Origin of the sequence: Oceanimonas smirnovii ATCC BAA-899 (genome assembly GCF_000381965.1) — a bacterium.
In the GTDB taxonomy this organism is placed as follows: domain Bacteria; phylum Pseudomonadota; class Gammaproteobacteria; order Enterobacterales; family Aeromonadaceae; genus Oceanimonas; species Oceanimonas smirnovii.
The window spans coordinates 135,276-157,538 of sequence record NZ_KB908456.1 but is presented as its reverse complement, the minus strand read 5'-3'; the positions used below and the strand labels follow the sequence as shown (position 1 = coordinate 157,538).

Genomic DNA, 22,263 nt, shown 5'->3' with positions numbered 1-22,263 from the left:
TGAGCCTGTTGCGCTCACTCAAGGAGAGAATCATGACGCTGAAAACATCCCTGCTTGCCCTGTCGCTTGCCACCCTGCCGGCATTGCCTGCTTATGCTGCCGTTGTGCCCGAAGGCACTCAGCTTGCCGATATTCAGCAACTGGTACGAGGCAATGGCTCCGAGCCTGCATCCCTTGATCCGCATAAAGTGGAAGGCGTACCCGAGGCCAATGTACTGAGAGACCTGTTTGAAGCATTGGTCAATTCCGGCCCCAACGGCGAAGTGGTGCCCGGCGTAGCCGAGCGCTGGGAAACCGACGACAACCTGGTATATCTGTTCCATTTGCGCAAGGATGCCAGATGGTCCAACGGTGATGCCGTGACCGCCGCCGACTTTGAATATGCCTTCAAGCGGGCAGTGGATCCCAATACCGCGTCCCCTTATTCCTGGTATCTGGAAAAAGCCACCATTGTTAACGCCACTGAGGTGGTCAACGGCGACAAGCCCGCCAGTGAGCTGGGCGTAAAAGCCCTGGATGAGCACACGCTGCAAATCACCCTGGCCAGTCCGGTGCCTTATTTTGTGTCCATGCTGTCTCACACTTCCACCTATCCGGTGCACAGGGCCACAGTAGAAAAATACGGTGATGAATGGACCCGGGTGGGCAATATGGTATCCAACGGTGCCTACCAGCTGAAAAACTGGGTGGTGAACGAGCGCATAGAGCTGAAGCGCAACCCTCATTACTGGAATAACAACGCCACCGTGGTGGAAGAAGTCACCTTTTTGCCCATCGCGTCCCAGAACGCCGAAATGAACCGGTTTTTGTCGGGCGAGCTGGACATGACCTATGAAATTCCGCTGGAGCACTTCAAGCGGCTGCAGGCCAGCCACCCCGATGCCATTCGCGTGGGCGGCTATGTAGGCACTTACTACTATGTGTTCAATACCCGGAAACCGCCCTTTGATGATGCCCGGGTGCGCAATGCGCTGTCTTATGCCATCGACCGTGACATTATTGCCCATAAGGTAATGGGGCAGGGGGAAATTCCTGCCTACACCCTGGCCCCAGAGGTAGTCGACGGTTTTACCCCGCCGGCACTGGACTGGGCCGGCTGGAGCCAGCAACAACGGGATGAAAAAGCCCGTGAGCTGATCGAAGCCGCCGGCTACGGCAAGAGCAATCCGCTGCGCTTTGAATTGCTCTATAACACCAACGACAATCACCGCAAGGTGGCGGTGGCCATTGCTTCCATGTGGAAAAAGCATCTGGGGGTGGAAGTGGAGCTGGTTAATCAGGAGTGGAAAACCTACCTCGACACCAAAACCCAGGGCAACTTTGACGTGGCCCGGGCCGGCTGGATTGCCGACTATAACGAGGCGTCCAGCATGCTGGATCTGATGCAAAGCGGCCATGGCAATAACGACGGCAAATACAGCAGCCCCGCGTTCGACAAGCTGATGTCGGCCTCGCGCCTGGCCACTGATGAAAGCGCCCGCAACGATCTTTATGCCCAGGCCGAGGAAATTCTGGCGGTAGACATGCCCATAGCGCCGGTTTATCAGTATGTAAAAGCGCGGCTGGTACAGCCCACAGTGGGTGGCTACCCTGATAACCCGCTGGATAACCTCTACAGCAAGGATATGTATATCAAGGCGAAGTAATCGCGCCCTGATGAATCAGGTTGGGACTCGTCCCAACCTTGTTTTCTTCATGCTGCTGGTGCTTCCCTAAAGGTTAACCCATGTTTAAATTCATCCTCAGGCGGGTGCTGGAAGCCATTCCCACCCTGCTGGTGCTGATCACCATCTCCTTTTTTATGATGCGTTTTGCGCCGGGCAACCCGTTCAGCTCGGAACGGGCCCTGCCGCCGGAAGTCATGGCCAATATCGAAGCCAAATACGGCCTCGACAAACCGGTGATGGAGCAGTACTTCACTTATCTGGGCAATCTGGCGCAGGGCGATCTGGGGCCGTCCTTTAAATACCGGGACTTTACCGTAAACGATCTGGTGGCACAGGCGCTGCCGGTATCGGCCCGCATTGGTCTGTTTGCCTTTGCCGGGGCCGTGCTATTTGGTGTGGCAGCCGGCATGACAGCGGCGCTCCGGCAAAACAGCTGGGTGGATTATATGGTGATGTCCGGTGCCATGCTGGGGGTGGTGATTCCTTCCTTTGTGCTGGCACCGCTGCTTATTCTGGCCTTTTCCATCGCGCTTAAGTGGCTGCCCGCGGGTGGCTGGCAGGGCGGTGGCTGGCAATATCTGGTGCTGCCGGTGACTGCCATGATGATGCACTACATAGCCGCCATTGCCCGCATTATGCGCGGTGCCATGATAGAAGTGATGAACGCGCCCTTTATTCGTACCGCCAGGGCAAAAGGGCTGCCCATGTCGCGCATTCTGCTTCGCCATGCCCTGCGGCCGGCGCTGCTGCCGGTGGTGTCCTATCTGGGGCCGGCCTTTGTGGGCATCATTACCGGCTCGGTAGTGATAGAAACTATCTTTGGTCTGCCCGGTATCGGTCAGCTGTTTGTGAACGGCGCACTGAACCGGGACTACTCCATGGTGCTGGGACTCACCATTCTGGTGGGGGCGCTTACCATCACCTTTAATGCGGTGGTCGATATTCTTTACGCCCTGATCGATCCCAAAATCCGTTACTGAGGTATTCATGGTTACCACCAAGGATAAAACCGTGGCCGTGCTCCAGTTTGCCGATGAGCTGGAGGTCAAGGGCCGCTCGCTGTGGGCCGATGCCCGCCGTCGCTTTTTGCAAAACCGGGCGGCGCTGGCCAGCCTGCTTATGCTATTGCTGATGACGGTACTGGTAATTGCCGGGCCGGCTTTTTCTGATTATGCCTATGACGACACCGACTGGGGAGCCATGATGGCGGCCCCTGAGCTGGCCAGTGGTCACTATTTCGGGACCGACTCCCTGGGGCGGGATTTATTTGTGCGTACCCTGGTGGGCGGGCGCATCTCGCTGATGGTGGGCCTGCTCGGTGCCCTGGTGGCAGTGGTGATCGGCACTCTTTACGGGGCCACCGCCGGCTTTGTGGGCGGGCGCACCGACAGGGTGATGATGCGCATACTGGAAATTCTGTACTCCTTTCCCTTTATGTTCTTTGTGATCCTGCTGGTGACCTTTTTTGGCCGTAATATCGGGCTTATTTTCTTTGCCATTGGTGCGGTCAGCTGGCTCGATATGGCGCGGATTGTGCGCGGCCAGACCCTGAGCCTGAAACGCCGGGAGTTTATCGAGGCCGCCGAAGTGTGCGGCGTGAGCCGGTTTCGCATTATTGTGCGCCATATTGTGCCCAACGTGCTGGGCATAGTGGTGGTCTACGCCACCCTGCTGGTGCCGGGCATGATTTTGTTTGAGTCGTTTCTCAGCTTTCTGGGGCTGGGAGTACAGGAGCCCATGACCAGCTGGGGGGCTCTGCTGGATGAAGGCGCCAAGTCGATGGAAGTGGCCCCCTGGCAGCTGCTGTTCCCTGCCGGTTTTATGGTGGTGACCCTGTTTTGTTTTAACTTTCTGGGGGATGGCCTGCGTGATGCCCTGGATCCCCGCGACCGCTGACGGAGGCTGGTATGGAACTGCTTAATGTCGATGCTCTGAGGGTGGAGTTTGCTACTCCGGAAGGGCAGGTGGTCGCGGTGAATGATCTGAGTTTTTCACTCAACGCCGGCGAGACCCTGGGAATTGTAGGGGAATCGGGCTCAGGCAAAAGTCAGACTGCCTTTGCCATTATGGGGTTGCTGGCCAAAAACGGCCGCACCAGTGGCAGCCTGCGCTATCAGGGTAAAGAGTTGCTGGGGTTGTCTCAGCGGGCACTGAACCGCATTCGTGCCGAAGAAATTGCCATGATTTTTCAGGACCCCATGACCTCGCTCAATCCCTACATGAAAGTGGGCGAGCAGCTGATGGAAGTGCTGGTGCTGCACAAGGGGATAAGCCGGCAGCAGGCTTTTAACGAGTCGGTGCGCATGCTGGAGGCGGTAAAAATACCCGAAGCGCGGGATCGCATGGGCCGTTATCCTCATGAGTTTTCCGGCGGCATGCGCCAGCGGGTGATGATTGCCATGGCACTCTTGTGCCGGCCAAAACTACTGATTGCCGATGAACCCACCACGGCGCTGGACGTGACGGTGCAGGCCCAGATCATGAGTCTGCTCAATGAGCTGAAAACCGAGTTCAACACCGCCATTATTCTGATTACTCACGACCTGGGCGTGGTGGCGGGCAGTTGTGATCGAGTACTGGTGATGTATGCAGGGCGCACCATGGAAACCGGAGCGGTGCGGGAGCTCTTTTATCAGCCGGAGCACCCTTACACTCAGGGGCTGCTGCAGGCCATTCCCCGGCTGGATAGTAACAGTGAGACATTGCATACCATTGCCGGCAATCCGCCCAACCTGCTGCGGCTGCCGCCAGGCTGCCCGTTTCAGCAGCGTTGCCCCCATGTGTTTGCACGCTGCCGTGAGCAGACACCGCCCCTGGTCAATACCGCCGCCGGCCGCCGCTGCGCCTGTTTTCTGGAGGTGAGCCATGACTGAGCCCTTGCTGCAAGTGAATGATCTGAAGGTGCACTTTGCCGTGCGTGCCAACAAATCCTGGCCCTGGCAGGCACCACAGCAATTAAAAGCGGTGGACAGCGTCAGCCTGGAGGTGGCTCCCGGCGAAACCTTAGGGATAGTGGGAGAGTCGGGCTGTGGCAAGTCTACCCTTGCCCGGGCCATTATTGGTCTGGTGCACAGCACAGGCGGCAGTGTGAGCTGGCTGGGGCGGGAGCTGAACGGTATGTCTGACAGTCAGTGGCGTGAAGTGCGCCGGGACATGCAGATGATCTTTCAGGATCCGCTGGCCTCGCTTAATCCGCGCATGACGGTGGGCGACATTATTGCCGAGCCGCTGAATACCTATTATCCCAAACTTGGCAAGGCCGAAGTGCGCCAGCGAGTAGAAGCCATGATGGCGCGGGTGGGGCTGCTGCCCAACCTGATTAACCGCTATCCCCATGAGTTTTCCGGCGGCCAGTGTCAGCGCATTGGCATTGCCCGGGCGCTGATATTAAAGCCCAAACTGATTATCTGTGACGAGCCGGTTTCGGCACTGGATGTGTCGGTGCAGGCCCAGGTGATCAACCTGCTGAAGGATCTGCAACGGGAAATGGGGCTGGCGCTGATCTTTATTGCTCACGATCTGTCGGTGGTGCGCCATATCTCGACCAGAGTGCTGGTGATGTATCTGGGCCATGGCGTTGAGCTGGCCGACAAGCACGCCCTTTATAAGGCTCCAAAGCATCCTTATACGCAGGCACTGCTCAGCGCCGTGCCGGTGCCGGATCCCGATGCAGAAAGGGCCAAGTCGGTACCGTTGCTGGAAGGGGAATTGCCCTCACCACTCAGTCCGCCGTCGGGTTGTGTGTTCCGCACCCGTTGTCCGCTGGCAGATGAAGCATGCGGGCAGTCCATGCCTCGCCTGATGGGAGCGGCCGAACACAAGGTGGCCTGTTTTAAGGCGACTTGATGGTAAAAAACATGCAAACGCCTTGAAAAGCACCATTTTAGCCCCATATTCCTTGGCCAGGGAGCGTTTTCGTTACTCGACGCTGGCAAACAGCACCGTTATAATGCCGCGTCTGTTTTTAGCGAAGACCGAGTCTTCATCAGGATCCAAGGAGCAGCCCGGGCTGTTTCACATATCACAGGGTCAGCACCGCTGTGCTGAAGAACATTGAGGTAAAAGAATGCAAGTTTCTGTAGAGACGACCCAGGGCCTGGAGCGCCGCCTGACCATTACTGTTCCCGCCGATCAGGTAAGCGGTGAAGTGAACAGCCGTCTGCGTCAGCTGGCCAAAACCCGTCGTATTGACGGCTTCCGTCCCGGTAAAGCCCCGCTGACCGTTATCAAGAAAATGTTTGGTCCGTCCGTTGAAGCCGACGTGGCCGGCGAGCTGATGCAGCGCAACTTCTTTGAAGCCGTAATGAGCGAAAAGCTCAACCCGGCGGGCATGCCCACCATGGAGCCGACGCCGATCAAGACCGGCGAAGACTTCACCTTTACCGCTACCTTTGAAGTGTATCCGGAAGTGGAAGTAAAAGGTCTGGACGCCGTAGCCGTTGAGAAGCCACAGGCCGAAGTGACCGATGCCGATCTGGACAATATGATCGACACCCTGCGCAAGCAGCACGCCGACTGGACCGAAGCCGACCGCGCCGCCGAAGACGGCGACCGCGTGACCATGAACTTTGTGGGCGCTGTAGACGGTGAAGAGTTTGAAGGCGGCAAGGCCGATGACTTCGTGCTGGTACTGGGCTCCGGCCGCATGATCCCGGGCTTTGAAGACGGTCTGCTGGGCAAGAAAGCCGGCGACGAGTTCACCATTGAAGTGACCTTCCCCGAGGAATATCACGCCGAAAACCTGAAGGGCAAGCCGGCCAGCTTCGCCATCACCCTGACCAAGGTAGAAGCCCAGCAGCTGCCCGAACTGACCGAAGAGTTCGTGAAGCGCTTTGGCATTGCCGACGGCAGCGTTGACGGCCTGAAAGCCGAAGTACGCAAAAACATGGAGCGCGAACTGGCTCAGGCCCTGAAAGCGTCCGTGAAAGAGCAGGTGATTGACGGTCTGCTGGAGCAGAACCAGGTAGAAGTGCCCCAGTCTCTGATCAACAGTGAAGTAGACACGCTGCGCAAGCAGGCCATGCAGCGGTTTGGTGGTCTGGACGCAAAAAATGCGCCTGAGCTGCCTGCTGAACTGTTCAAGGATCAGGCCGAGCGTCGCGTGCGCGTGGGTCTGGTGCTGGGCGAGCTGATCAAGACCAATGAGATCAAGGCTGACGACGCCAAGGTACAGGAAATCATCACCTCCATGGCGTCTGCCTATGAAGATCCGTCTGAAGTGGTGGCTTACTACAACGATAACCCCCAGCTGCTGGAAAACGTGCGCAGCCTGGCGGTAGAAGATCAGGCTATCGAGTTTGTGCTGTCTCAGGCCAAGGTGACCGACAAGCAGGTTTCCTTTGACGAAGTGATGAACAAGCCGGGTATGGGCGCTTAAGATCATTTGACTTAAGCATCAAGCTCTTGCGTATAATGGCCCCAGTGTAAGTGCACTCGGGCCATTTTGTTTTAGGGACACAAATTTTATGTCGAACAACCAGAATCCGATGACGGACGGCCCTCTGGCCGCCCTGATCCCCATGGTGGTGGAGCAGACAGCCAAGGGTGAGCGTTCCTACGATATTTACTCGCGGCTGCTGAAGGAGCGGGTGATATTTCTGACCGGTCAGGTTGAAGATCACATGGCCAACCTGATCTGCGCCCAGCTGCTGTTTCTGGAATCAGAAAATCCGGAAAAAGACATTTATCTGTATATCAATTCGCCGGGTGGCTCCGTGACTGCGGGCATGTCCATCTACGATACCATGCAGTTTATCAAGCCTAACGTCAGCACTGTGTGCATGGGACAGGCCTGCTCCATGGGAGCGTTTTTGCTGGCCGGCGGTGCACCGGGCAAGCGCTTTGCCCTGCCCAACAGCCGGGTGATGATTCACCAGCCCCTGGGTGGCTTTCAGGGGCAGGCGTCGGACATTCAGATCCACGCCAAGGAAATTCTCTATATCAAGGAAAAGCTCAACCGGCTGCTGGCCGAGCATACCGGCCAGGATCTGTCGGTGGTCGAGCGCGATACCGACCGCGACAACTTTATGTCAGCGGAACAGGCCAAAGAATACGGCCTGGTTGACGAGGTGCTTCTCAAGCGCGACTGAGCAAAGCGGGGCGGGGTGCTGTACACTGTGCAGTAGAGGCCCGAACAGGGTGACACCCCGCGCTGCATCCACACGAGGTGACTGAATGACAGACAAACGCAAGGGCGAAGGGGACGGCGGCAAATTGCTGTACTGTTCCTTTTGCGGTAAAAGCCAACATGAAGTGCGCAAGCTGATCGCCGGCCCTTCTGTCTATATTTGTGACGAATGTGTCGAACTGTGCGAAGACATCATTCGGGAAGAGATCAAGGATATTTCACCCAAGCGTGAGGGCGATGCCCTGCCCACGCCTCATGAAATCCGTGCTCATCTGGACGATTATGTCATTGGTCAGGATCATGCCAAAAAAGTGCTGGCGGTAGCGGTATACAACCACTACAAGCGGCTGCGCAATGCCACTGGTGCCGACGGCGTTGAACTGGGCAAGTCCAACATTCTGCTGATTGGTCCTACCGGCTCGGGCAAAACCCTGCTGGCGGAAACCCTGGCCCGTCTGCTGGACGTGCCCTTTACCATGGCCGATGCCACCACCCTGACCGAAGCCGGTTATGTGGGCGAAGATGTCGAGAACATTATTCAGAAGCTGCTGCAAAAGTGCGACTACGATGTGGAAAAAGCCCAGCGTGGCATTGTTTACATCGATGAAATCGACAAGATTTCCCGTAAGTCCGATAACCCGTCCATTACCCGGGACGTGTCGGGCGAGGGCGTGCAGCAGGCATTGCTGAAACTGATTGAAGGCACGGTAGCCTCGGTGCCGCCCCAGGGCGGACGCAAACATCCGCAGCAGGAATTTTTGCAGGTAGATACTTCCAAAATCCTGTTTGTGTGTGGTGGTGCTTTTGCCGGTCTCGACAAGGTCATTGAGCAGCGCATGGACAAGGGCACCGGCATTGGTTTTGGTGCTGAGGTGAAATCCCGGGATCAGAAATCCAGCCTGAGTGATATCTTCACCCGGGTAGAGCCGGAAGATCTGGTGAAGTATGGCCTGATCCCCGAGTTCATCGGGCGTCTGCCGGTGGTGGCAACCCTCACTGAGCTGGACGAAGAGGCTTTGGTGCAGATCCTGTCTGAGCCTAAAAACGCCCTTACCAAGCAGTATGGTGCCTTGTTCTCTCTGGAGGATGTCGAGCTTGAGTTTCGTGACGACGCCCTGCGTGCGATTGCCCGTAAGGCCATGGAACGCAAGACCGGGGCACGGGGCCTGCGCTCCATTGTAGAGGCTGTACTGCTCGACACCATGTATGATCTGCCGTCCATGGACGACGTGTCCAAGGTGGTGATTGACGAAACCGTGATCAAAGGTGAGTCTGATCCCATTCTCATTTATGAGAAAGGCGACAGCCAGGCTGCTTCCGGCGACTGAATGCGGCTTTTTTGAGCTGAAAAAGGGGCTTTTTGCCCCTTTTTTCGTTTTTGCGGGTGTTGTGATTGAATCTTGCGATCCTGCCCCCATATACTCATCCAAGCGCTAATACTTTGCATTCAAGCCGAGAGGACATTATGACCCTAGAGCGTTCCGAACGCATCGAAACTCCCGTCCTGCCTCTCCGTGACGTGGTGGTTTACCCTCATATGGTGATCCCGCTGTTCGTAGGACGGGAAAAATCCATTCGCTGCCTGGAAGCAGCCATGGAGCAGGACAAGAAGGTACTGCTGGTTGCTCAGAAAGATGCGTCCACCGACGATCCGGGTTCGGATGATGTCTATCAGGTGGGCACTGTGGCCAACGTACTGCAAATGCTCAAGTTGCCCGATGGTACCGTCAAGGTACTGGTAGAAGGGGCCCAGCGGGCTCAGCTCGATCAGCTGCGGGAAGAAGACGGCTACTTTGTAGCTGAAGCCCAGTATCTGGCCACCCAGGCCCTGGACGAGCGCGAGCAGGAAGTGCTGGTGCGCTCTGCCATCACCCAGTTTGAAGGCTACATCAAGCTTAACAAGAAAATTCCGCCCGAGGTGCTGACCTCGCTGTCGGCCATTGAAGATGCTGCCCGTCTGGCGGACACCATGGCAGCCCACATGCCGCTGAAGCTGGAAGACAAGCAGAAGGTACTGGAAATTGTTGAGGTCAGTGAACGCCTCGAGTACCTGATGGCAATGATGGAGTCGGAGATGGATCTGCTGCAGGTGGAGCGCCGCATTCGCGCCCGCGTGAAAAAGCAGATGGAAAAGAGCCAGCGTGAGTATTACCTGAATGAGCAGATGAAGGCCATTCAGAAAGAGCTGGGCGAGCTGGATGATGTGCCCGACGAATTTGAAGCGCTGCAGCAGAAAATTGAAGACGCCGGCATGACCGACGAGGCCAGACAAAAGACCGAGGCCGAGCTTGCCAAGCTGAAAATGATGTCACCCATGTCGGCAGAAGCCACGGTTGTGCGTGGTTATATCGACTGGATGGTGTCGGTACCCTGGAAGAAAAAGTCCAAGGTGAAAAAAGATCTGGCCAAGGCCGAGGAAGTGCTCGACGCGGATCACTATGGCCTGGAAAAGGTCAAAGAGCGCATTATTGAATATCTGGCGGTACAGAGCCGGACCAACAAGATTAAAGGCCCCATTTTGTGCCTGGTGGGTCCGCCCGGTGTGGGTAAAACCTCGCTGGGGCAGTCCATTGCCAAATCCACCGGTCGTAAATATGTGCGCATGGCGCTGGGCGGCGTGCGTGACGAGGCGGAAATCCGCGGTCACCGCCGTACCTATATCGGCTCCATGCCCGGCAAGCTGATTCAGAAAATGGCCAAGGTGGGCGTGCGCAACCCGCTGTTCCTGCTCGACGAAATCGACAAAATGTCGTCGGACATGCGTGGTGACCCGTCTTCCGCCCTCCTGGAGGTACTGGATCCGGAGCAGAATCACAGCTTTAACGATCATTATCTGGAAGTGGATTATGACCTTTCCGATGTGATGTTTGTGGCCACCTCCAACTCCATGAACATTCCCGGGCCGCTGCTGGACCGAATGGAAGTGATTCGGCTGTCCGGCTACACCGAAGACGAAAAGCTCAATATTGCCAAACGACATTTGCTGTCCAAGCAGATCAGCCGAAATGGCCTGAAAGAAAATGAGCTGGTAGTGGAAGATTCTGCCATTATCGGCATTATTCGCTACTATACCCGGGAAGCCGGGGTGCGTAGTCTGGAGCGTGAAATTTCCAAGCTGTGCCGCAAGGCGGTGAAGGAAATTCTGCTTAATAAAGATATCAAACAGGTCGTGATTAATGGTGACAACCTGAAAAATTATCTGGGCGTTATTCGCTTTGACTATGGCAAGGCAGAAGAAAGCAATCAGATAGGTCAGGTAACCGGACTGGCCTGGACCGAAGTGGGTGGCGACCTGCTGACCATTGAAGTGGCCAACGTGCCGGGCAAGGGCAAGCTGTCTTACACCGGCTCCCTGGGCGATGTGATGCAGGAGTCCATTCAGGCGGCCCTGACGGTGGTACGCTCCCGCGCCGAAAAGTGGCGCATTAACGCCGACTTTTACGAGAAGCGGGATATTCATGTGCACGTGCCCGAAGGTGCCACGCCCAAAGATGGCCCCAGTGCCGGCATTGCCATGTGTACCGCTCTGGTGTCCAGCCTCACCGGCAACCCGGTGCGCGCCGATGTGGCCATGACCGGCGAGATCACCCTGCGCGGCGAAGTGCTGCCCATTGGTGGCCTTAAGGAAAAACTGCTGGCGGCCCACCGTGGTGGCATCAAGCGGGTGGTGATCCCGGCCGAAAATGAGCGTGACCTGGAAGAAATTCCCGATAACGTCAAAGGCGATCTGGACATTTATCCGGTGCGCTGGGTGGATGAAGTGCTGGAACTGGCCCTGGAACAGCCGCCGGAAGGCTTTACCGTGGCATCTGCCTGAGGTTTTTCGCTCTCGGCTGCGGTTTGAGGCTTGTCAGTAGCCGAGAGTCGCAGTAGCCTTGGAAAGCTTGTGATGACAGGGTCGGGATGAAGCCCTGTCATCAGACTCAAATAACAGGGTTGTGTCATCCGACCAACGCCAAATATAAAATGAAGGGGAATGACCGTGAATAAATCTCAACTGATTGACAGAATCGCCGATGGCGCCGACATCACCAAGGCGTCTGCCGGCCGTGCACTGGATGCTTTCGTGGAAGCGATCACCGAAACTCTGAAAGATGGTGAGTCTGTCTCTCTGGTTGGCTTTGGTACTTTTGAAGTGCGTGAGCGCGCCGCCCGTACCGGCCGCAACCCGCAAACCGGTGCCACCATTCAGATTGCCGCGGCCAAAACACCTGCATTCAAAGCCGGAAAGGCCCTGAAAGACGCCGTTAACTGATATCAGCACGCCGGCAATACTGCCGGCCACACTGACTCCGAACAAGGCGCATCCGGTGGTGCGCTTTTTTTTCGGTACTGGCGGCCTGCCGCCATCGGGAGCAATAACAACTTATGTTTTTTGACAAACTGCGAGAAGGTGCTCAGGGCACTACCTCCAAGATCATTCTGGGTGCCATCATACTGTCTTTTGCCCTGGCGGGGGTGGGCAGCTATGTGACTCAGCCTGCCAGACAGATAGCGGCTGTGGTTAACGGCGATGAGATTTCTGCTCAGGCACTGGAAAATGCCTATAGCAACGAGCGCGCTCGTTTGCAGAGTCAGCTGGGCGAGCAGTTCAGCCAGCTGCTGGCCGATCCTGCCTATGTGGCGCAAATTCGCCGCTCTGTGCTGGAGCAGTTGATTGAGCAGCGCCTGATTGACCAGAAAATTGATGATTTGCAGCTGCGTGCCAGCGATGAGCAGGTGCGCAATGCCATTCGCTCTTTGCCCGAGTTTCAGGTAGACGGCCAGTTTGACAACGAGCGTTATCTGCAGCTGCTAAGCCGTAATAATCTGAGCCCGGAGCAGCTGCGTGACAGCATTCGCCAGGATCTGAACCGCCAGATGTTATTGAATGCGGTGGTAGGCTCTGCCTTTTCGCTGGAAAGCGAAGCCGGTCTGCTGGACCGTCTGACTCACCAGCAGCGCAGCGCTACCCTGGTCCGTTTACCGCTTGAACAATTCGAGGCCAGTGCTGCCGTCAGTGAAGAAGAAGCAAAAGCCTGGTATGAGGCTCACCCAGAGCGTTTTCAGCGTCCTGAGCAAGTGAAGCTGAACTATGTGCTGCTGGATGCAGGCACAGTGACGGCGGCGGATATTGACGAGCAGGCGATTGAAGATTATTACGCTGCTAACCAGGCCAGTTACACTCAGCCGGAACAGCGCCGCGTGGCCCATATTATGGTCAATAAAGGTGATGATGTCGCTGAAAAAATCGACGGCATCCTGTCCCGCCTGAACGCCGGTGAAGACTTTGCCGAGCTGGCTGAAACTGAGTCTGATGACACTTTTACCGGTGAAAAAGGCGGCGAGCTGGACTGGATGGAAGCGGGCACTCTGGATCCGGCCTTTGATAATGCCGCTTTTGCTCTGGCAGAAACAGGCGATGTTTCCGGTGTGGTAGAAACGGACTTTGGCCTGCACATTATCAAGCTGCTTGAAGTTCGCCCGGCTCAGGTAAAACCCCTGGACGAAGTGCGAAACAGCATTGCCGAGCGTTTGGCTCAGGAGCAGGCTGGTGACGACTTCTATCAGCGTGAACAGCGTCTGGCGGAGCTGGCCTTTGAATTCCCCGACTCGCTGGATATTGCGGCTGAAGAACTGGGCCTGACCATAGCGTCTACCGACTTTGTGGCTGCCGGTGAGCTGCCGGAAGAGCTGAATGACACCCGGGTGATCAACAAAGCCTTCTCTGTTGAGCTGCGTGAGCAGCGTATGAACTCCGATATTATTGAGCTGGATACCAATCAGGCGGTCGTTATTCGAGTGCTCGACTACCGGCCGGCAGCGGTGCGTGACTTTGCAGAAGTGAAAGCCGAGGCCACCGAGCTTGCGTTGCAGGACAAGGCCGGCGAACTGGCGCAGCAGGCGGCAGCCGAGCTGGAGCAGGCCTGGCGTGAAGGCAGTGCCGACAACTGGCTGAGTGAGCGTGAGCTGAACAGCACCCGGCTTGAGCAGGTTACCCGTGAGAGCGCCCAGGATCCGGCACTGCTCAATGCCCTGTTTGCCATGCCGGCACCTGATGAAGAGCCCAGCCTGAGCACAGTGTCTCTGGTTGGCGGTGACATTGCGGTGCTGCGTCTGGACGAGGTAAATACGCCTGAAACCCCTTCTGACGAGCTGGCACTGGTGCGCCAGGGACAGAGCAGGGTACAAGGACAGCGTGACTACCTGAGCCTTATCAATGCCCTCAAAGCGGCAGCCGACATTGAGTATCGCCAGCTGGACAGCGAAGACGACAGTTTCTTCTGAGCCAGCCAATATCCATGACTGAAAACAGACGCTTCGGCGTCTGTTTTTGTTTTTACTGCGGCCATACTTTATTTGCTTTGTGAGCCGGTGAGTTGCCAAGTTCGCGCCGATTTGATACTTAAGATATTCCAGCAGGCCAATGCCTGCGTTTTTTCGTTATAATGCGAAGCATAGCCAATTGATATATGCTAAGCAGGCCACAAGCAGTCGGAGAACAGCTTTGATAAACGTATTCCTGGTTGATGACCATGAGTTAGTGCGCACAGGGATCCGACGCATTTTAGAAGACGTCAAGGGAATGAAGGTGACCGGCGAGGCCAAAAGCGGCGAAGAAGCCGTGCAGTGGTGTCGCGAGCATCATCCTGACGTGATTTTAATGGACATGAATATGCCCGGTATTGGCGGCCTGGAAGCCACCCGCAAAATTCTGCGTTTTAATCCGGACATCAAAATCATTGTTCTGACCATTCACACCGAAAACCCGTTCCCCACCAAGGTCATGCAGGCAGGTGCCGCCGGCTATCTGACCAAGGGTGCCGGGCCGGAAGAAATGATCAATGCCATTCGGCTGGTGAACAGCGGCCAGCGTTATCTGTCACCGGAAATTGCCCAGCGCATGGCCCTGAGTCAGTTCTCCAATGAGGAAAACCCGTTCAAGGAACTGTCGGAGCGGGAGCTGCAGATCATGCTGATGATCACCCGCGGCCAGCGAGTAACGGATATTTCCGAGCAGTTGAACCTGAGCCCCAAAACCGTGAACAGCTATCGTTACCGGTTGTTCAGTAAACTTAATATTAATGGTGATGTGGAGCTGACCCACCTGGCCATTCGCTACGGTATGCTCGACGCCGAGAAAATCTAGGTTTATGAGTCAGCCCTTTGATGCCAAAGCCTTTCTTAAGGTAGTCACTGATCAGCCCGGTGTTTACATCATGTATGACGCCGGCGGTGTGGTGATCTATGTGGGCAAGGCCAAAAACCTGAAAAAGCGGCTGTCATCCTATTTTCGCACCAATGTGAGTGGCGAGAAAACCCGTGCTCTGGTACGCCAGATTTGTGATGTGCAGGTGACGGTGACCCACACCGAAACCGAAGCGCTGATCCTTGAGCACAACCTGATCAAACAGTATCTGCCCAAATACAATGTGCTGCTGCGCGACGACAAGTCTTACCCCTATATTCTGATCTCCGATCATGCCCATCCGCGCATCAGCATTCATCGCGGTGCCCGCAAGAAGCGCGGCGAATACTTTGGCCCTTACCCTAACGGTGCTGCCGTACGGGAAAGCCTGCATCTGATGCAAAAGCTGTTTCCGGTGCGCCAGTGTGAAGACACCATGTATGCCAATCGCAGCCGGCCCTGTCTGCTTTATCAGCTCAAGCGCTGTGCCGGCCCCTGTGTAACAGGGCTGGTGAGTGATGAAGAATATGCTCATCAGGTGCAGCTGGCCCGGTTATTTTTGCAGGGTAAAAACCAGCAGGTACTGACGGATCTGGCCGACAGTATGGAGCAGGCCAGCATTGAACTGCGTTTTGAAGATGCGGCCCGCTTTCGCGATCAGCTGCAGGCGCTGCGCCGGGTGCAGGAGCAGCAGTTTGTCAGTGGCAATGTGCTTGACGATCTCGATGTCATTGGCCTTGCTGTGGAGCGTAGCCAGGCCTGTGTGCAGGTGCTGTTTATTCGTCAGGGCAAGGTGCTGGGCGGGCGCAGTTATTTTCCGCGCATGGCCCCGGATACCGACGCCGAGGAAATCCTGCAAAGCTTTGTGTTGCAATTTTATCTTTCCGGCATCAACGGCCGGGAAGCACCGTCAGAAGTACTGCTGGACCGCACCTTGCCCGATGAAACCGTGCTCAGCGATACCCTGACTCAGCACTATGGCCGCCGGGTGCGTTTGCGCAGTGCCGTGCGCAGTGAACGGGCCCGCTTTGTCAAGCTGGCCTGCACCAATGCAGAGACGGCCCTGGCCAGCCGGCTGGCTCACCGCAGCACTCAGCGTCAGCGTCTGGCGCAGCTGCAGGACGTGCTGGCCATGCCCGATATTGCCCGCATGGAGTGTTTCGATATCTCTCATACCATGGGTGAAAAAACCGTGGCGTCCTGTGTAGTATTTGACAAAGACGGCCCGTGCAAAAGCGATTATCGCCGCTTTAACATTACCGGCATTACGCCCGGCGATGACTATGCCGCCATGGAGCAGGCCCTGTATAAACGCTTTGACGGGGCGGATCCCGACACGCTGCCCGATGTGCTCTTTATTGACGGCGGCCTGGGCCAGCTCAGCAAGGCAGAAAGTGTGATTGCTGATGTCCTGGCCGACAGCCCCAGAAAGCCGGTACTGATTGGGGTTGCCAAGGGCGTTACCCGCAAGCCCGGGCTGGAAACCCTGATCATGGGGCAGACGCATGAAGAGCGGCATTTGCCGGCCGACTTGCCGGCGCTGCACCTTATTCAGCATATTCGGGATGAATCTCACCGCTTTGCCATTACCGGTCACCGTGCCCAGCGGGGCAAGGCCAGAGTCACCAGCAGCCTGGAAACCATTCCCGGTATAGGGGCCAAACGCCGGCAGGCACTACTGAAATACATGGGTGGCTTGCAGGAAGTAAAACGGGCCAGTGTGGAAGAGCTGGCCAAAGTGCCCGGCATCAGCAAAGCACTGGCAGAAAAGATACACGATGCGTTGCATCACTGAGTCTCATCATGCACCATGTAGCTGCATCTCCCTTGGTTTGAATAACAATGATAAATGTCCCTAATTCTCTGACGTTCTTTCGCATTTTGCTGATCCCCATCTTCATTGTGCTGTTTTATCTGCCCGTTGAGTGGGGATACTTCTGGGCAGCAGTGGTGTTTACCGTGGCTGCCGCGACCGACTGGCTGGACGGCTTTCTGGCCCGCCAGCTCAAGCAAAGCACGCCTTTTGGTGCCTTTCTCGACCCGGTTGCCGACAAGGTAATGGTAGCGGCTGCCCTGGTGCTGATAGTGGATGACTACAGCAGTATTCTGGTAACCATTCCGGCCATGCTGATGATCAGCCGCGAGATTATTATCTCAGCGCTGAGGGAGTGGATGGCTGGCATTGGTGAACGCTCACGGGTGGCGGTAAGCTGGATTGGCAAATGGAAAACGACCATTCAGATGCTGGCACTGATTGGCCTTATCTGGCAACAGAGCATTTATATGGTGTGGGCCAGCTATGTGCTGCTGTATGTGGCCACCGGTCTGACTCTGTTCTCTGCCTATGATTATTTTAAAGCTGCCTGGAACGACCTGACCCGCAGCGAGTAGCGACTAATTGCCGGTAAAACTGCATTTGCGCATAAAAAGTATGCGAACAGCTGCAAAAAGTGTAAAACCAGTTGACTGGGCGGCAGCGAGCATTAAAATGCTGCCCATATCAAAGACATGCATGGCGCGTTAGCAAAGTGGTTATGCAGCGGATTGCAAATCCGTTTAGTCCGGTTCGATTCCGGAACGCGCCTCCATATTCCATCTCAAAAACGTCTACGCCCGGGTGGTGAAATCGGTAGACACAAGGGATTTAAAATCCCTCGCTCGTAAGGGCGTGCCGGTTCAAGTCCGGCTCCGGGCACCATTATAAATCAAGCACTTAGCAACGATTTAAGCACTTTCCCCCAGATTTCAAACTGCACCAACTTGCATTAAATGGCAGCAAAGTGGCAGCAGAATTTTTCCAGCAATTTTCTTTTCGTGTCTTTTCAGCTTCATAACTTGATTGAAGTTGATTGAAATTTTTCTGTGATGCGAGTTTGGTCTGAACCCCTTTCTGTGACTGACATTGCAGCAAAAACTGATTTTGCTCTGCATTAATTACCATTTTCTTTTTCTCCACGTAAACGGCGCGAACGTCAGGCGGTGAGCGGGTTTGCTGATCCTGCCGGTGATCTGCCAGCGCTCTAATTCCTTCATTTTCGTGCAATTTCCTTCATTGGTTGCAGATCCTCAGATCCCCCGCAGATCCCTGTAACAGCGAGGGTTGGCGGTTGGTTTTGCACACCCGCAGAATTTCATAATTTTTATGACGCAAAGCGCGAAGGCGGGCGCGGAGGAGCGCGGTTTCCGTGGGGCGAGCGCGTGCGTGGACGCTTTACGTGGCGTTGGTTGCCTGAGGCGCTGCTGGGATTCGGATACAAGAAGGCGGCCACTGTGGGCCGCCTGGTGAGGGTGTGCCGGGGTTATCCAGTGAAGCTCTGCAGGTTGTTCTTGATGCCGCCGATAGCGTTGGCGTGTGTGGCAACCTGGCCCTGCACGTTGGGTGGGCCGGCCTCTGTATGTGTGTGCCCGTCGAGCTTCTGCAGGGCTGCCTGCACGTTTGCCATCATGCTGATCATCAGGGCCAGCATGTTGTGGGTTCCGTTGCCCAGCACAATGCTGCTGCCCTGTATGACCTGGGTGCTGGCCGTGCTCTTGTGGGTGCCCGTGGTTTGCTCTGTGGTGTTACCGCTGACGGTGGTGGTGCTGTTCCCCTGAACGGTTTGGGCATTGTCACCGTTTACCGTCACTGTCTTGTTGCCCTGGGTAGTGCGCTGGTCGTTGCCGGTGATGGTAGTGGTGCTGTTGCCGCCTACGCTGTGCTGGTAGTCGGCACCGGTAACATCAACCCGTTCGCCGGCGGCCACCTGCTGCAGGTTAGCCAGGCTGGCCAGGGTGAGGTCGTCGCCGGCCAGCAGCTCTATGGCTCCCAGCGCTTCAATGAGTTTACGGCCTGCAATTTCCTCGGTGCTGTGTTGGGTGACCGTGGTGTGCTGGCTGCCAAACTCGCCCTGGTAATCATCAGCCTGCTGAATCATCTGGGCGGCCAGGTGTTTTATGGTCTGGTCGGTTTCCAGGGTGTGGTTGCCGGCAGGGTCAGTACGCTGATACACCTCGGCGCGCTGCTGCTGCAGCTGCTCTCCGGGTTGTATATCGGGCAGGTGCCAGCCGGTGCCAAGGATAGTCCGGATAAAGGGTTTGTCCGGTCGGCCGAAGGCCCAGCCCATTTCGACCAGGGTGCCTTCCACCGGGTACTGAAAATGCCCCTGTTCGGGGCCACCGAAGAGCACGGGAACGGGAACCGCCTTAAACACGGGCACGGCCGTGTCGGGCTGGCCGTTCTCATCCAGCTGCTGTACGTCCACGGCGTAGCGAGGGCGAAAGGGGTCATTCACTTGCCCGGCGCTGGCGGCATCTGTTGCCGCGGTGACCACGCCAAATACCGGCAGGTGAAAGCCGGCGGCCAGTTCGGGAAAGTCCTGCTCCATTTGCCGCTGTTGCGCGGTCTTCTGCTTACCCTGCCAGCGCAGGGTCATGTCTGCGCCGTCAAACTCCAGATGGGTAATGCGCTGGCCGTTCACCAGTGCACCGGGCCGCATAAGGGGGATCACAGGCAGGGTCAGGCTGTTGCCTGCCGCCTGATGGTCTGTCAGCTCGGCGTCCAGCGTAAGCGGCCGGGATGGCCAGCGCGAGTGTTGATAGCTGCCTACATAGATATTTCCGTCGGGTTGCTGATACCAGCAGAACTCGGGGATCTGGAACGCCCGGCTGGCGTTTTCCAGCAGCTGGGCACCGGTACCGGCGGTTGTGAAGTTGGGGATGGCCGTATCCACATAATCCGCTTCAGGCAGGGCAAAGGTGAGGCCGGTTTGCTCCGCCAGCTCGGTAATTACCTGCCTGAAGGTAGCATGCTGAATGCTCATGGTGGTACGGGTACCAAGTACAAAGGACAGCTCTTTAATCAGCAGCCGGGTGTGACCATTATCGGCGGGCTCGGCACGGGTGACGATGCCGGTAAACCAGCGGTGCATGGTGGTGCCATAGCCCATATCAAAGTGCACCAGTGCCTTGGGTGTGGCACTGCCCTTAATGGTGACGATACCGCGACCGGCTGACGACAGCTCCAGCATCCATTTGTCATTCACCAGGTGAACCTCCTGGCCATTAACGGTGATGCGCTTATTTAGTTTCATGGTCAGTCTCCAGCCAGGATATCGTCTAAAACCTTCAGTTTTTTCTCAAATCCGTTTAATTCGCGTTGCTCTCCACCTTGGGCGGCCGGCGGTGGTGATACCGTGCTGGTGCCTGCAGTGCTCTGGCCAACTGTGGCCGCTGGTTTTGATGCGCGTTGTTCGCGTTTTTCTGGTACAGACAGGTGCTCACGCAGGGTGAAAGATACCCGCCAGGCCAGCAGCCCTTCCTGCTCAGGGGCCATAATGCGGCCGGCAAACTTTACCTGGTAAATCTTTACCGCTTCCGCCAGTTCGCAGCCGATACGGTAGATTTTGCGGTTGTTACCGTCCTCTTTGCTTTGGGCAAGTTCAAACAGGCGAGTCAGGGCGGCCTGGTCTTTAAACGGGACCAAGCCGGTTATCTGCAGCTCTTTGCCCTTTTCTCCCTGCTCTGCCGTGCTGGTATTGGATGTTTGCCCGGACGTGTCCTTTTCCTTGAACTCCATGCTCAGGGTGATGCGGGGAGACTTGAGGCGCAGCAATTCGCCGTCGAGCGCGATCATGGCAGCAACTCCTTGAAAAACGTCATGGGCTGCTCGGATACCAGCAGCACAGCGGCGGTATGTGCCCGCTCGTAGCTTGGCAGGCCGGATGATAACGAGGCCGCAATGCCGGATGCAGAGCCGGAACCATTCATGGCATACAGGCTGCCGTTCAGCCCGGTTTTCAGGGCATTTAATGCCTGTTTCTGTTGCTCCAGCCAGGCTTCCCGTTTGCTGGCCAGCGCCTGCAGTTTGTTGATGGGGGATTGGGTATCTGCTGCCAGTGACTCCAGCTGCGCCACGCTGGAACCGAGAATGGCCACGGTGGAGCGCAACGGCTCAAACAGATGCCGGCCCGGTACCCACTTGGGGGTGGCACTGCCGGTGGGGGTTTGCATGCGATCCTGAGCATTGGTGCTTTCTGCCTGGCTGCGCCGGGCACAGGCACACAGCTCCGGAATGGGCAGCACGGCCGTCAGTGCAGACAGTGCATCAGCAAATTCAGCCAGCGAGTTGGCGGTAACCAGCAGGCCCTGCACATGTGAGCCCGGTGGCGCGGCGTCACCCTGCAGCTTTTCAGCCAGGCGGCTGGCGGCGTTGCCGGGGGCCAGATAACTGCCACTGCTTTCCACCTGGCCCACGCCGTAATCATAGGGCGTCACCGTAATGCGGTGTCCGGTAACCAGCATCTGCTCGATAAGTGCGCGCAACTGGGTCAGCTGGGCGGCTTCTTCACTTAAGGCGTGAGGGCGAAAACTGACGGCCCCGGCGGCCTGGCTCAGCGTTGCCATGGCCTGCTGTTGAGTGGTGGCCACGCGGGACAATACGGCATCCGCTTTTGAGGCGATATCTTCGGCGCTGGCCGGCCAGGTCAGTGAGGTGCGGGACCAGCTCATTCGGTTGTTTCTTTATCCTCGGTCAGGCTGGTCAGCTGAATGGCACCCACCTGCAGCTTGTTGGCTACGCCGTCTGCCACCTGAGCAACACGCTCATGGGTGGCTTCTTCATCGTAAAGGCCTTGCTCAGTAAACACAGCGTTCACGGCGCGCTTGAACACCAGATCCGGGGCTGATTCTTCAAAGAACACAACCTGAACCGTGGTTTCGTCTTTTACGGGGGCGGTGATGGTGTATTTCATGGTTTGCTCCTTCAGGCCTGTGATGGCCAGTCAATGATGTATGCCTGGGCGGCTTCTACGGTTGTCAATGCCGAGACTTCGGCTTTCATTTGCCGCTGCCGGGCGTGGATTTCAAAACCGCGCTGTCCACGGGCGGCGGCCATTGCACTGGCCAGCGCCTGCAGTTCGGTGGTGGTCATGGGCACATCGGTGTTGTCGGCGGTCGTCCAGAAAAATCCTTCGGGAAGGCTGCCGGTGGCATCGGCCAGTGCCAGGGTTTCTTCCATGCGGGATTTTGAGCGTTCGCCGGCATCCCAGGTGTAGCCGCCGTGATCAAACAGCAAGTTTGCTTTTTCCTGGGTGTCGCGCCAGACGTTGATGTAATAGAGCTTCTTTTCAATCACATCTGACAGCTCGGGCACCAGCTCGGGCGGGGGAGTGAACTCGCCGGTTGCCGGGTGGTACCACCAATCGGTGTCCGTCTCCGGAGGGCACGGCAGAATGTCTGCCGACGGCTCTATCTGGCCGGCCAGCCGGCACAGAATGGGGTGGGGCTCAGGGTTCGTCGGATCAATTTGTGCGAAGTAGGTCATG

At 56.6% G+C, this 22,263-nt stretch carries 20 protein-coding genes and 2 tRNA genes; 16 read left to right on the top strand and 6 right to left on the bottom strand.

Annotation, left to right across the window (positions count from 1 at the left end; all coding sequences use genetic code 11):
* Positions 1 to 32: 32 nt before the first annotated feature.
* The 16 genes from G364_RS0105030 to G364_RS0104955 all read left to right on the top strand — a co-directional run bounded on the left by G364_RS0105030 (position 33) and on the right by G364_RS0104955 (position 17,660).
* Positions 33 to 1,646 (top strand): ABC transporter substrate-binding protein, encoded by a 1,614-nt coding sequence (locus G364_RS0105030; protein ID WP_019934064.1) that lies wholly within the window; start codon positions 33 to 35, stop codon positions 1,644 to 1,646.
* 80 nt (positions 1,647 to 1,726) lie between these two features.
* Positions 1,727 to 2,647, top strand: coding sequence for an oligopeptide ABC transporter permease OppB (gene oppB / locus G364_RS0105025; RefSeq protein ID WP_019934063.1), 921 nt, complete (start codon positions 1,727 to 1,729; stop codon positions 2,645 to 2,647).
* Positions 2,648 to 2,654: 7 nt separating this feature from the next.
* Positions 2,655 to 3,563: an oligopeptide ABC transporter permease OppC gene (oppC, locus tag G364_RS0105020; protein WP_019934062.1), complete on the top strand. Its 909-nt coding sequence runs from the start codon at positions 2,655 to 2,657 to the stop codon at positions 3,561 to 3,563.
* Positions 3,564 to 3,574: 11 nt separating this feature from the next.
* Positions 3,575 to 4,540, top strand: a complete 966-nt coding sequence (gene oppD, locus G364_RS0105015) for an oligopeptide ABC transporter ATP-binding protein OppD (protein WP_019934061.1) — start codon at positions 3,575 to 3,577, stop codon at positions 4,538 to 4,540.
* A complete protein-coding gene (gene oppF, locus G364_RS0105010) occupies positions 4,533 to 5,513 on the top strand; it encodes a murein tripeptide/oligopeptide ABC transporter ATP binding protein OppF (RefSeq protein ID WP_019934060.1) in 981 nt (326 codons plus the stop codon). The genes oppD and oppF overlap by 8 nt, the downstream gene beginning before the upstream one ends.
* Before the next feature lie 220 nt (positions 5,514 to 5,733).
* On the top strand, positions 5,734 to 7,044 hold the full coding sequence (gene tig / locus G364_RS0105005; protein WP_019934059.1) for a trigger factor: 1,311 nt from the start codon (positions 5,734 to 5,736) through the stop codon (positions 7,042 to 7,044).
* Between the two features lie 88 nt (positions 7,045 to 7,132).
* On the top strand, positions 7,133 to 7,756 hold the full coding sequence (gene clpP / locus G364_RS0105000) for an ATP-dependent Clp endopeptidase proteolytic subunit ClpP (protein ID WP_051089261.1): 624 nt from the start codon (positions 7,133 to 7,135) through the stop codon (positions 7,754 to 7,756).
* Positions 7,757 to 7,841: 85 nt separating this feature from the next.
* Complete coding sequence (clpX, locus tag G364_RS0104995) at positions 7,842 to 9,122, top strand: ATP-dependent protease ATP-binding subunit ClpX (RefSeq protein ID WP_019934057.1); 1,281 nt, start codon at positions 7,842 to 7,844, stop codon at positions 9,120 to 9,122.
* Between the two features lie 137 nt (positions 9,123 to 9,259).
* Entirely contained in the window at positions 9,260 to 11,611 is a 2,352-nt protein-coding gene (lon, locus tag G364_RS0104990; protein ID WP_019934056.1) for an endopeptidase La, read from the top strand.
* Positions 11,612 to 11,776: 165 nt separating this feature from the next.
* On the top strand, positions 11,777 to 12,049 hold the full coding sequence (locus G364_RS0104985; protein ID WP_026344702.1) for an HU family DNA-binding protein: 273 nt from the start codon (positions 11,777 to 11,779) through the stop codon (positions 12,047 to 12,049).
* A gap of 113 nt (positions 12,050 to 12,162) precedes the next feature.
* A complete protein-coding gene (locus G364_RS0104980; protein WP_019934054.1) occupies positions 12,163 to 14,061 on the top strand; it encodes a SurA N-terminal domain-containing protein in 1,899 nt (632 codons plus the stop codon).
* 220 nt (positions 14,062 to 14,281) lie between these two features.
* The gene (gene uvrY, locus G364_RS0104975; protein ID WP_026344701.1) at positions 14,282 to 14,923 is read left to right on the top strand and encodes a UvrY/SirA/GacA family response regulator transcription factor; all 642 of its coding nucleotides are present in this window, start codon (positions 14,282 to 14,284) and stop codon (positions 14,921 to 14,923) included.
* A gap of 4 nt (positions 14,924 to 14,927) precedes the next feature.
* Positions 14,928 to 16,757 carry an excinuclease ABC subunit UvrC gene (uvrC, locus tag G364_RS0104970; RefSeq protein ID WP_019934052.1) on the top strand — a complete coding sequence of 610 codons (1,830 nt, stop codon included), beginning with the start codon at positions 14,928 to 14,930 and terminating at the stop codon, positions 16,755 to 16,757.
* 47 nt (positions 16,758 to 16,804) lie between these two features.
* Positions 16,805 to 17,353: a CDP-diacylglycerol--glycerol-3-phosphate 3-phosphatidyltransferase gene (gene pgsA / locus G364_RS0104965; RefSeq protein WP_026344700.1), complete on the top strand. Its 549-nt coding sequence runs from the start codon at positions 16,805 to 16,807 to the stop codon at positions 17,351 to 17,353.
* Positions 17,354 to 17,476: 123 nt separating this feature from the next.
* Positions 17,477 to 17,550: transfer RNA gene (locus tag G364_RS0104960), tRNA-Cys, on the top strand.
* A 23-nt stretch (positions 17,551 to 17,573) separates the two neighbouring features.
* A tRNA-Leu gene (locus G364_RS0104955) sits at positions 17,574 to 17,660 on the top strand.
* Between the two features lie 15 nt (positions 17,661 to 17,675).
* On the opposite strand, the gene G364_RS17160 is transcribed toward G364_RS0104955, so the two are convergent.
* The 6 genes from G364_RS17160 to G364_RS17290 all read right to left on the bottom strand — a co-directional run bounded on the left by G364_RS17160 (position 17,676) and on the right by G364_RS17290 (position 22,262).
* On the bottom strand, positions 17,676 to 18,005 hold the full coding sequence (locus G364_RS17160; RefSeq protein WP_156816445.1) for a hypothetical protein: 330 nt from the start codon (positions 18,003 to 18,005) through the stop codon (positions 17,676 to 17,678).
* Positions 18,006 to 18,261: 256 nt separating this feature from the next.
* Complete coding sequence (locus G364_RS0104950; RefSeq protein WP_019934049.1) at positions 18,262 to 20,031, bottom strand: hypothetical protein; 1,770 nt, start codon at positions 20,029 to 20,031, stop codon at positions 18,262 to 18,264.
* Positions 20,032 to 20,033: 2 nt separating this feature from the next.
* Positions 20,034 to 20,573 (bottom strand): baseplate complex protein, encoded by a 540-nt coding sequence (locus G364_RS0104945; RefSeq protein ID WP_019934048.1) that lies wholly within the window; start codon positions 20,571 to 20,573, stop codon positions 20,034 to 20,036.
* Entirely contained in the window at positions 20,570 to 21,448 is an 879-nt protein-coding gene (locus tag G364_RS0104940; protein ID WP_019934047.1) for a hypothetical protein, read from the bottom strand. Before G364_RS0104940 ends, G364_RS0104945 begins: the two co-directional genes overlap by 4 nt.
* Positions 21,445 to 21,690 carry a hypothetical protein gene (locus G364_RS0104935; protein ID WP_019934046.1) on the bottom strand — a complete coding sequence of 82 codons (246 nt, stop codon included), beginning with the start codon at positions 21,688 to 21,690 and terminating at the stop codon, positions 21,445 to 21,447. The genes G364_RS0104940 and G364_RS0104935 overlap by 4 nt, the downstream gene beginning before the upstream one ends.
* A gap of 11 nt (positions 21,691 to 21,701) precedes the next feature.
* Positions 21,702 to 22,262 (bottom strand): DUF4376 domain-containing protein, encoded by a 561-nt coding sequence (locus tag G364_RS17290; protein ID WP_019934045.1) that lies wholly within the window; start codon positions 22,260 to 22,262, stop codon positions 21,702 to 21,704.
* Between the last annotated feature and the right edge of the window lies 1 nt (position 22,263).

What these genes read in the sequence shown, in the direction of transcription:
- G364_RS0104980 (WP_019934054.1), top strand. Translation starts at nt 12,163, where the DNA reads ATGTTTTTTGACAAACTGCGAGAAGGTGCTCAGGGCACTACCTCCAAG.
- uvrC (WP_019934052.1), top strand. Translation starts at nt 14,928, where the DNA reads ATGAGTCAGCCCTTTGATGCCAAAGCCTTTCTTAAGGTAGTCACTGAT.
- oppF (WP_019934060.1), top strand. Translation starts at nt 4,533, where the DNA reads ATGACTGAGCCCTTGCTGCAAGTGAATGATCTGAAGGTGCACTTTGCC.
- G364_RS0104950 (WP_019934049.1), bottom strand. Translation starts at nt 20,031, where the DNA reads ATGAAACTAAATAAGCGCATCACCGTTAATGGCCAGGAGGTTCACCTG.
- clpX (WP_019934057.1), top strand. Translation starts at nt 7,842, where the DNA reads ATGACAGACAAACGCAAGGGCGAAGGGGACGGCGGCAAATTGCTGTAC.
- G364_RS17290 (WP_019934045.1), bottom strand. Translation starts at nt 22,262, where the DNA reads ATGACCTACTTCGCACAAATTGATCCGACGAACCCTGAGCCCCACCCC.
- tig (WP_019934059.1), top strand. Translation starts at nt 5,734, where the DNA reads ATGCAAGTTTCTGTAGAGACGACCCAGGGCCTGGAGCGCCGCCTGACC.
- lon (WP_019934056.1), top strand. Translation starts at nt 9,260, where the DNA reads ATGACCCTAGAGCGTTCCGAACGCATCGAAACTCCCGTCCTGCCTCTC.
- pgsA (WP_026344700.1), top strand. Translation starts at nt 16,805, where the DNA reads ATGATAAATGTCCCTAATTCTCTGACGTTCTTTCGCATTTTGCTGATC.
- G364_RS0104940 (WP_019934047.1), bottom strand. Translation starts at nt 21,448, where the DNA reads ATGAGCTGGTCCCGCACCTCACTGACCTGGCCGGCCAGCGCCGAAGAT.
- G364_RS0105030 (WP_019934064.1), top strand. Translation starts at nt 33, where the DNA reads ATGACGCTGAAAACATCCCTGCTTGCCCTGTCGCTTGCCACCCTGCCG.
- G364_RS0104945 (WP_019934048.1), bottom strand. Translation starts at nt 20,573, where the DNA reads ATGATCGCGCTCGACGGCGAATTGCTGCGCCTCAAGTCTCCCCGCATC.
- oppB (WP_019934063.1), top strand. Translation starts at nt 1,727, where the DNA reads ATGTTTAAATTCATCCTCAGGCGGGTGCTGGAAGCCATTCCCACCCTG.
- clpP (WP_051089261.1), top strand. Translation starts at nt 7,133, where the DNA reads ATGTCGAACAACCAGAATCCGATGACGGACGGCCCTCTGGCCGCCCTG.
- oppC (WP_019934062.1), top strand. Translation starts at nt 2,655, where the DNA reads ATGGTTACCACCAAGGATAAAACCGTGGCCGTGCTCCAGTTTGCCGAT.
- oppD (WP_019934061.1), top strand. Translation starts at nt 3,575, where the DNA reads ATGGAACTGCTTAATGTCGATGCTCTGAGGGTGGAGTTTGCTACTCCG.
- G364_RS0104935 (WP_019934046.1), bottom strand. Translation starts at nt 21,690, where the DNA reads ATGAAATACACCATCACCGCCCCCGTAAAAGACGAAACCACGGTTCAG.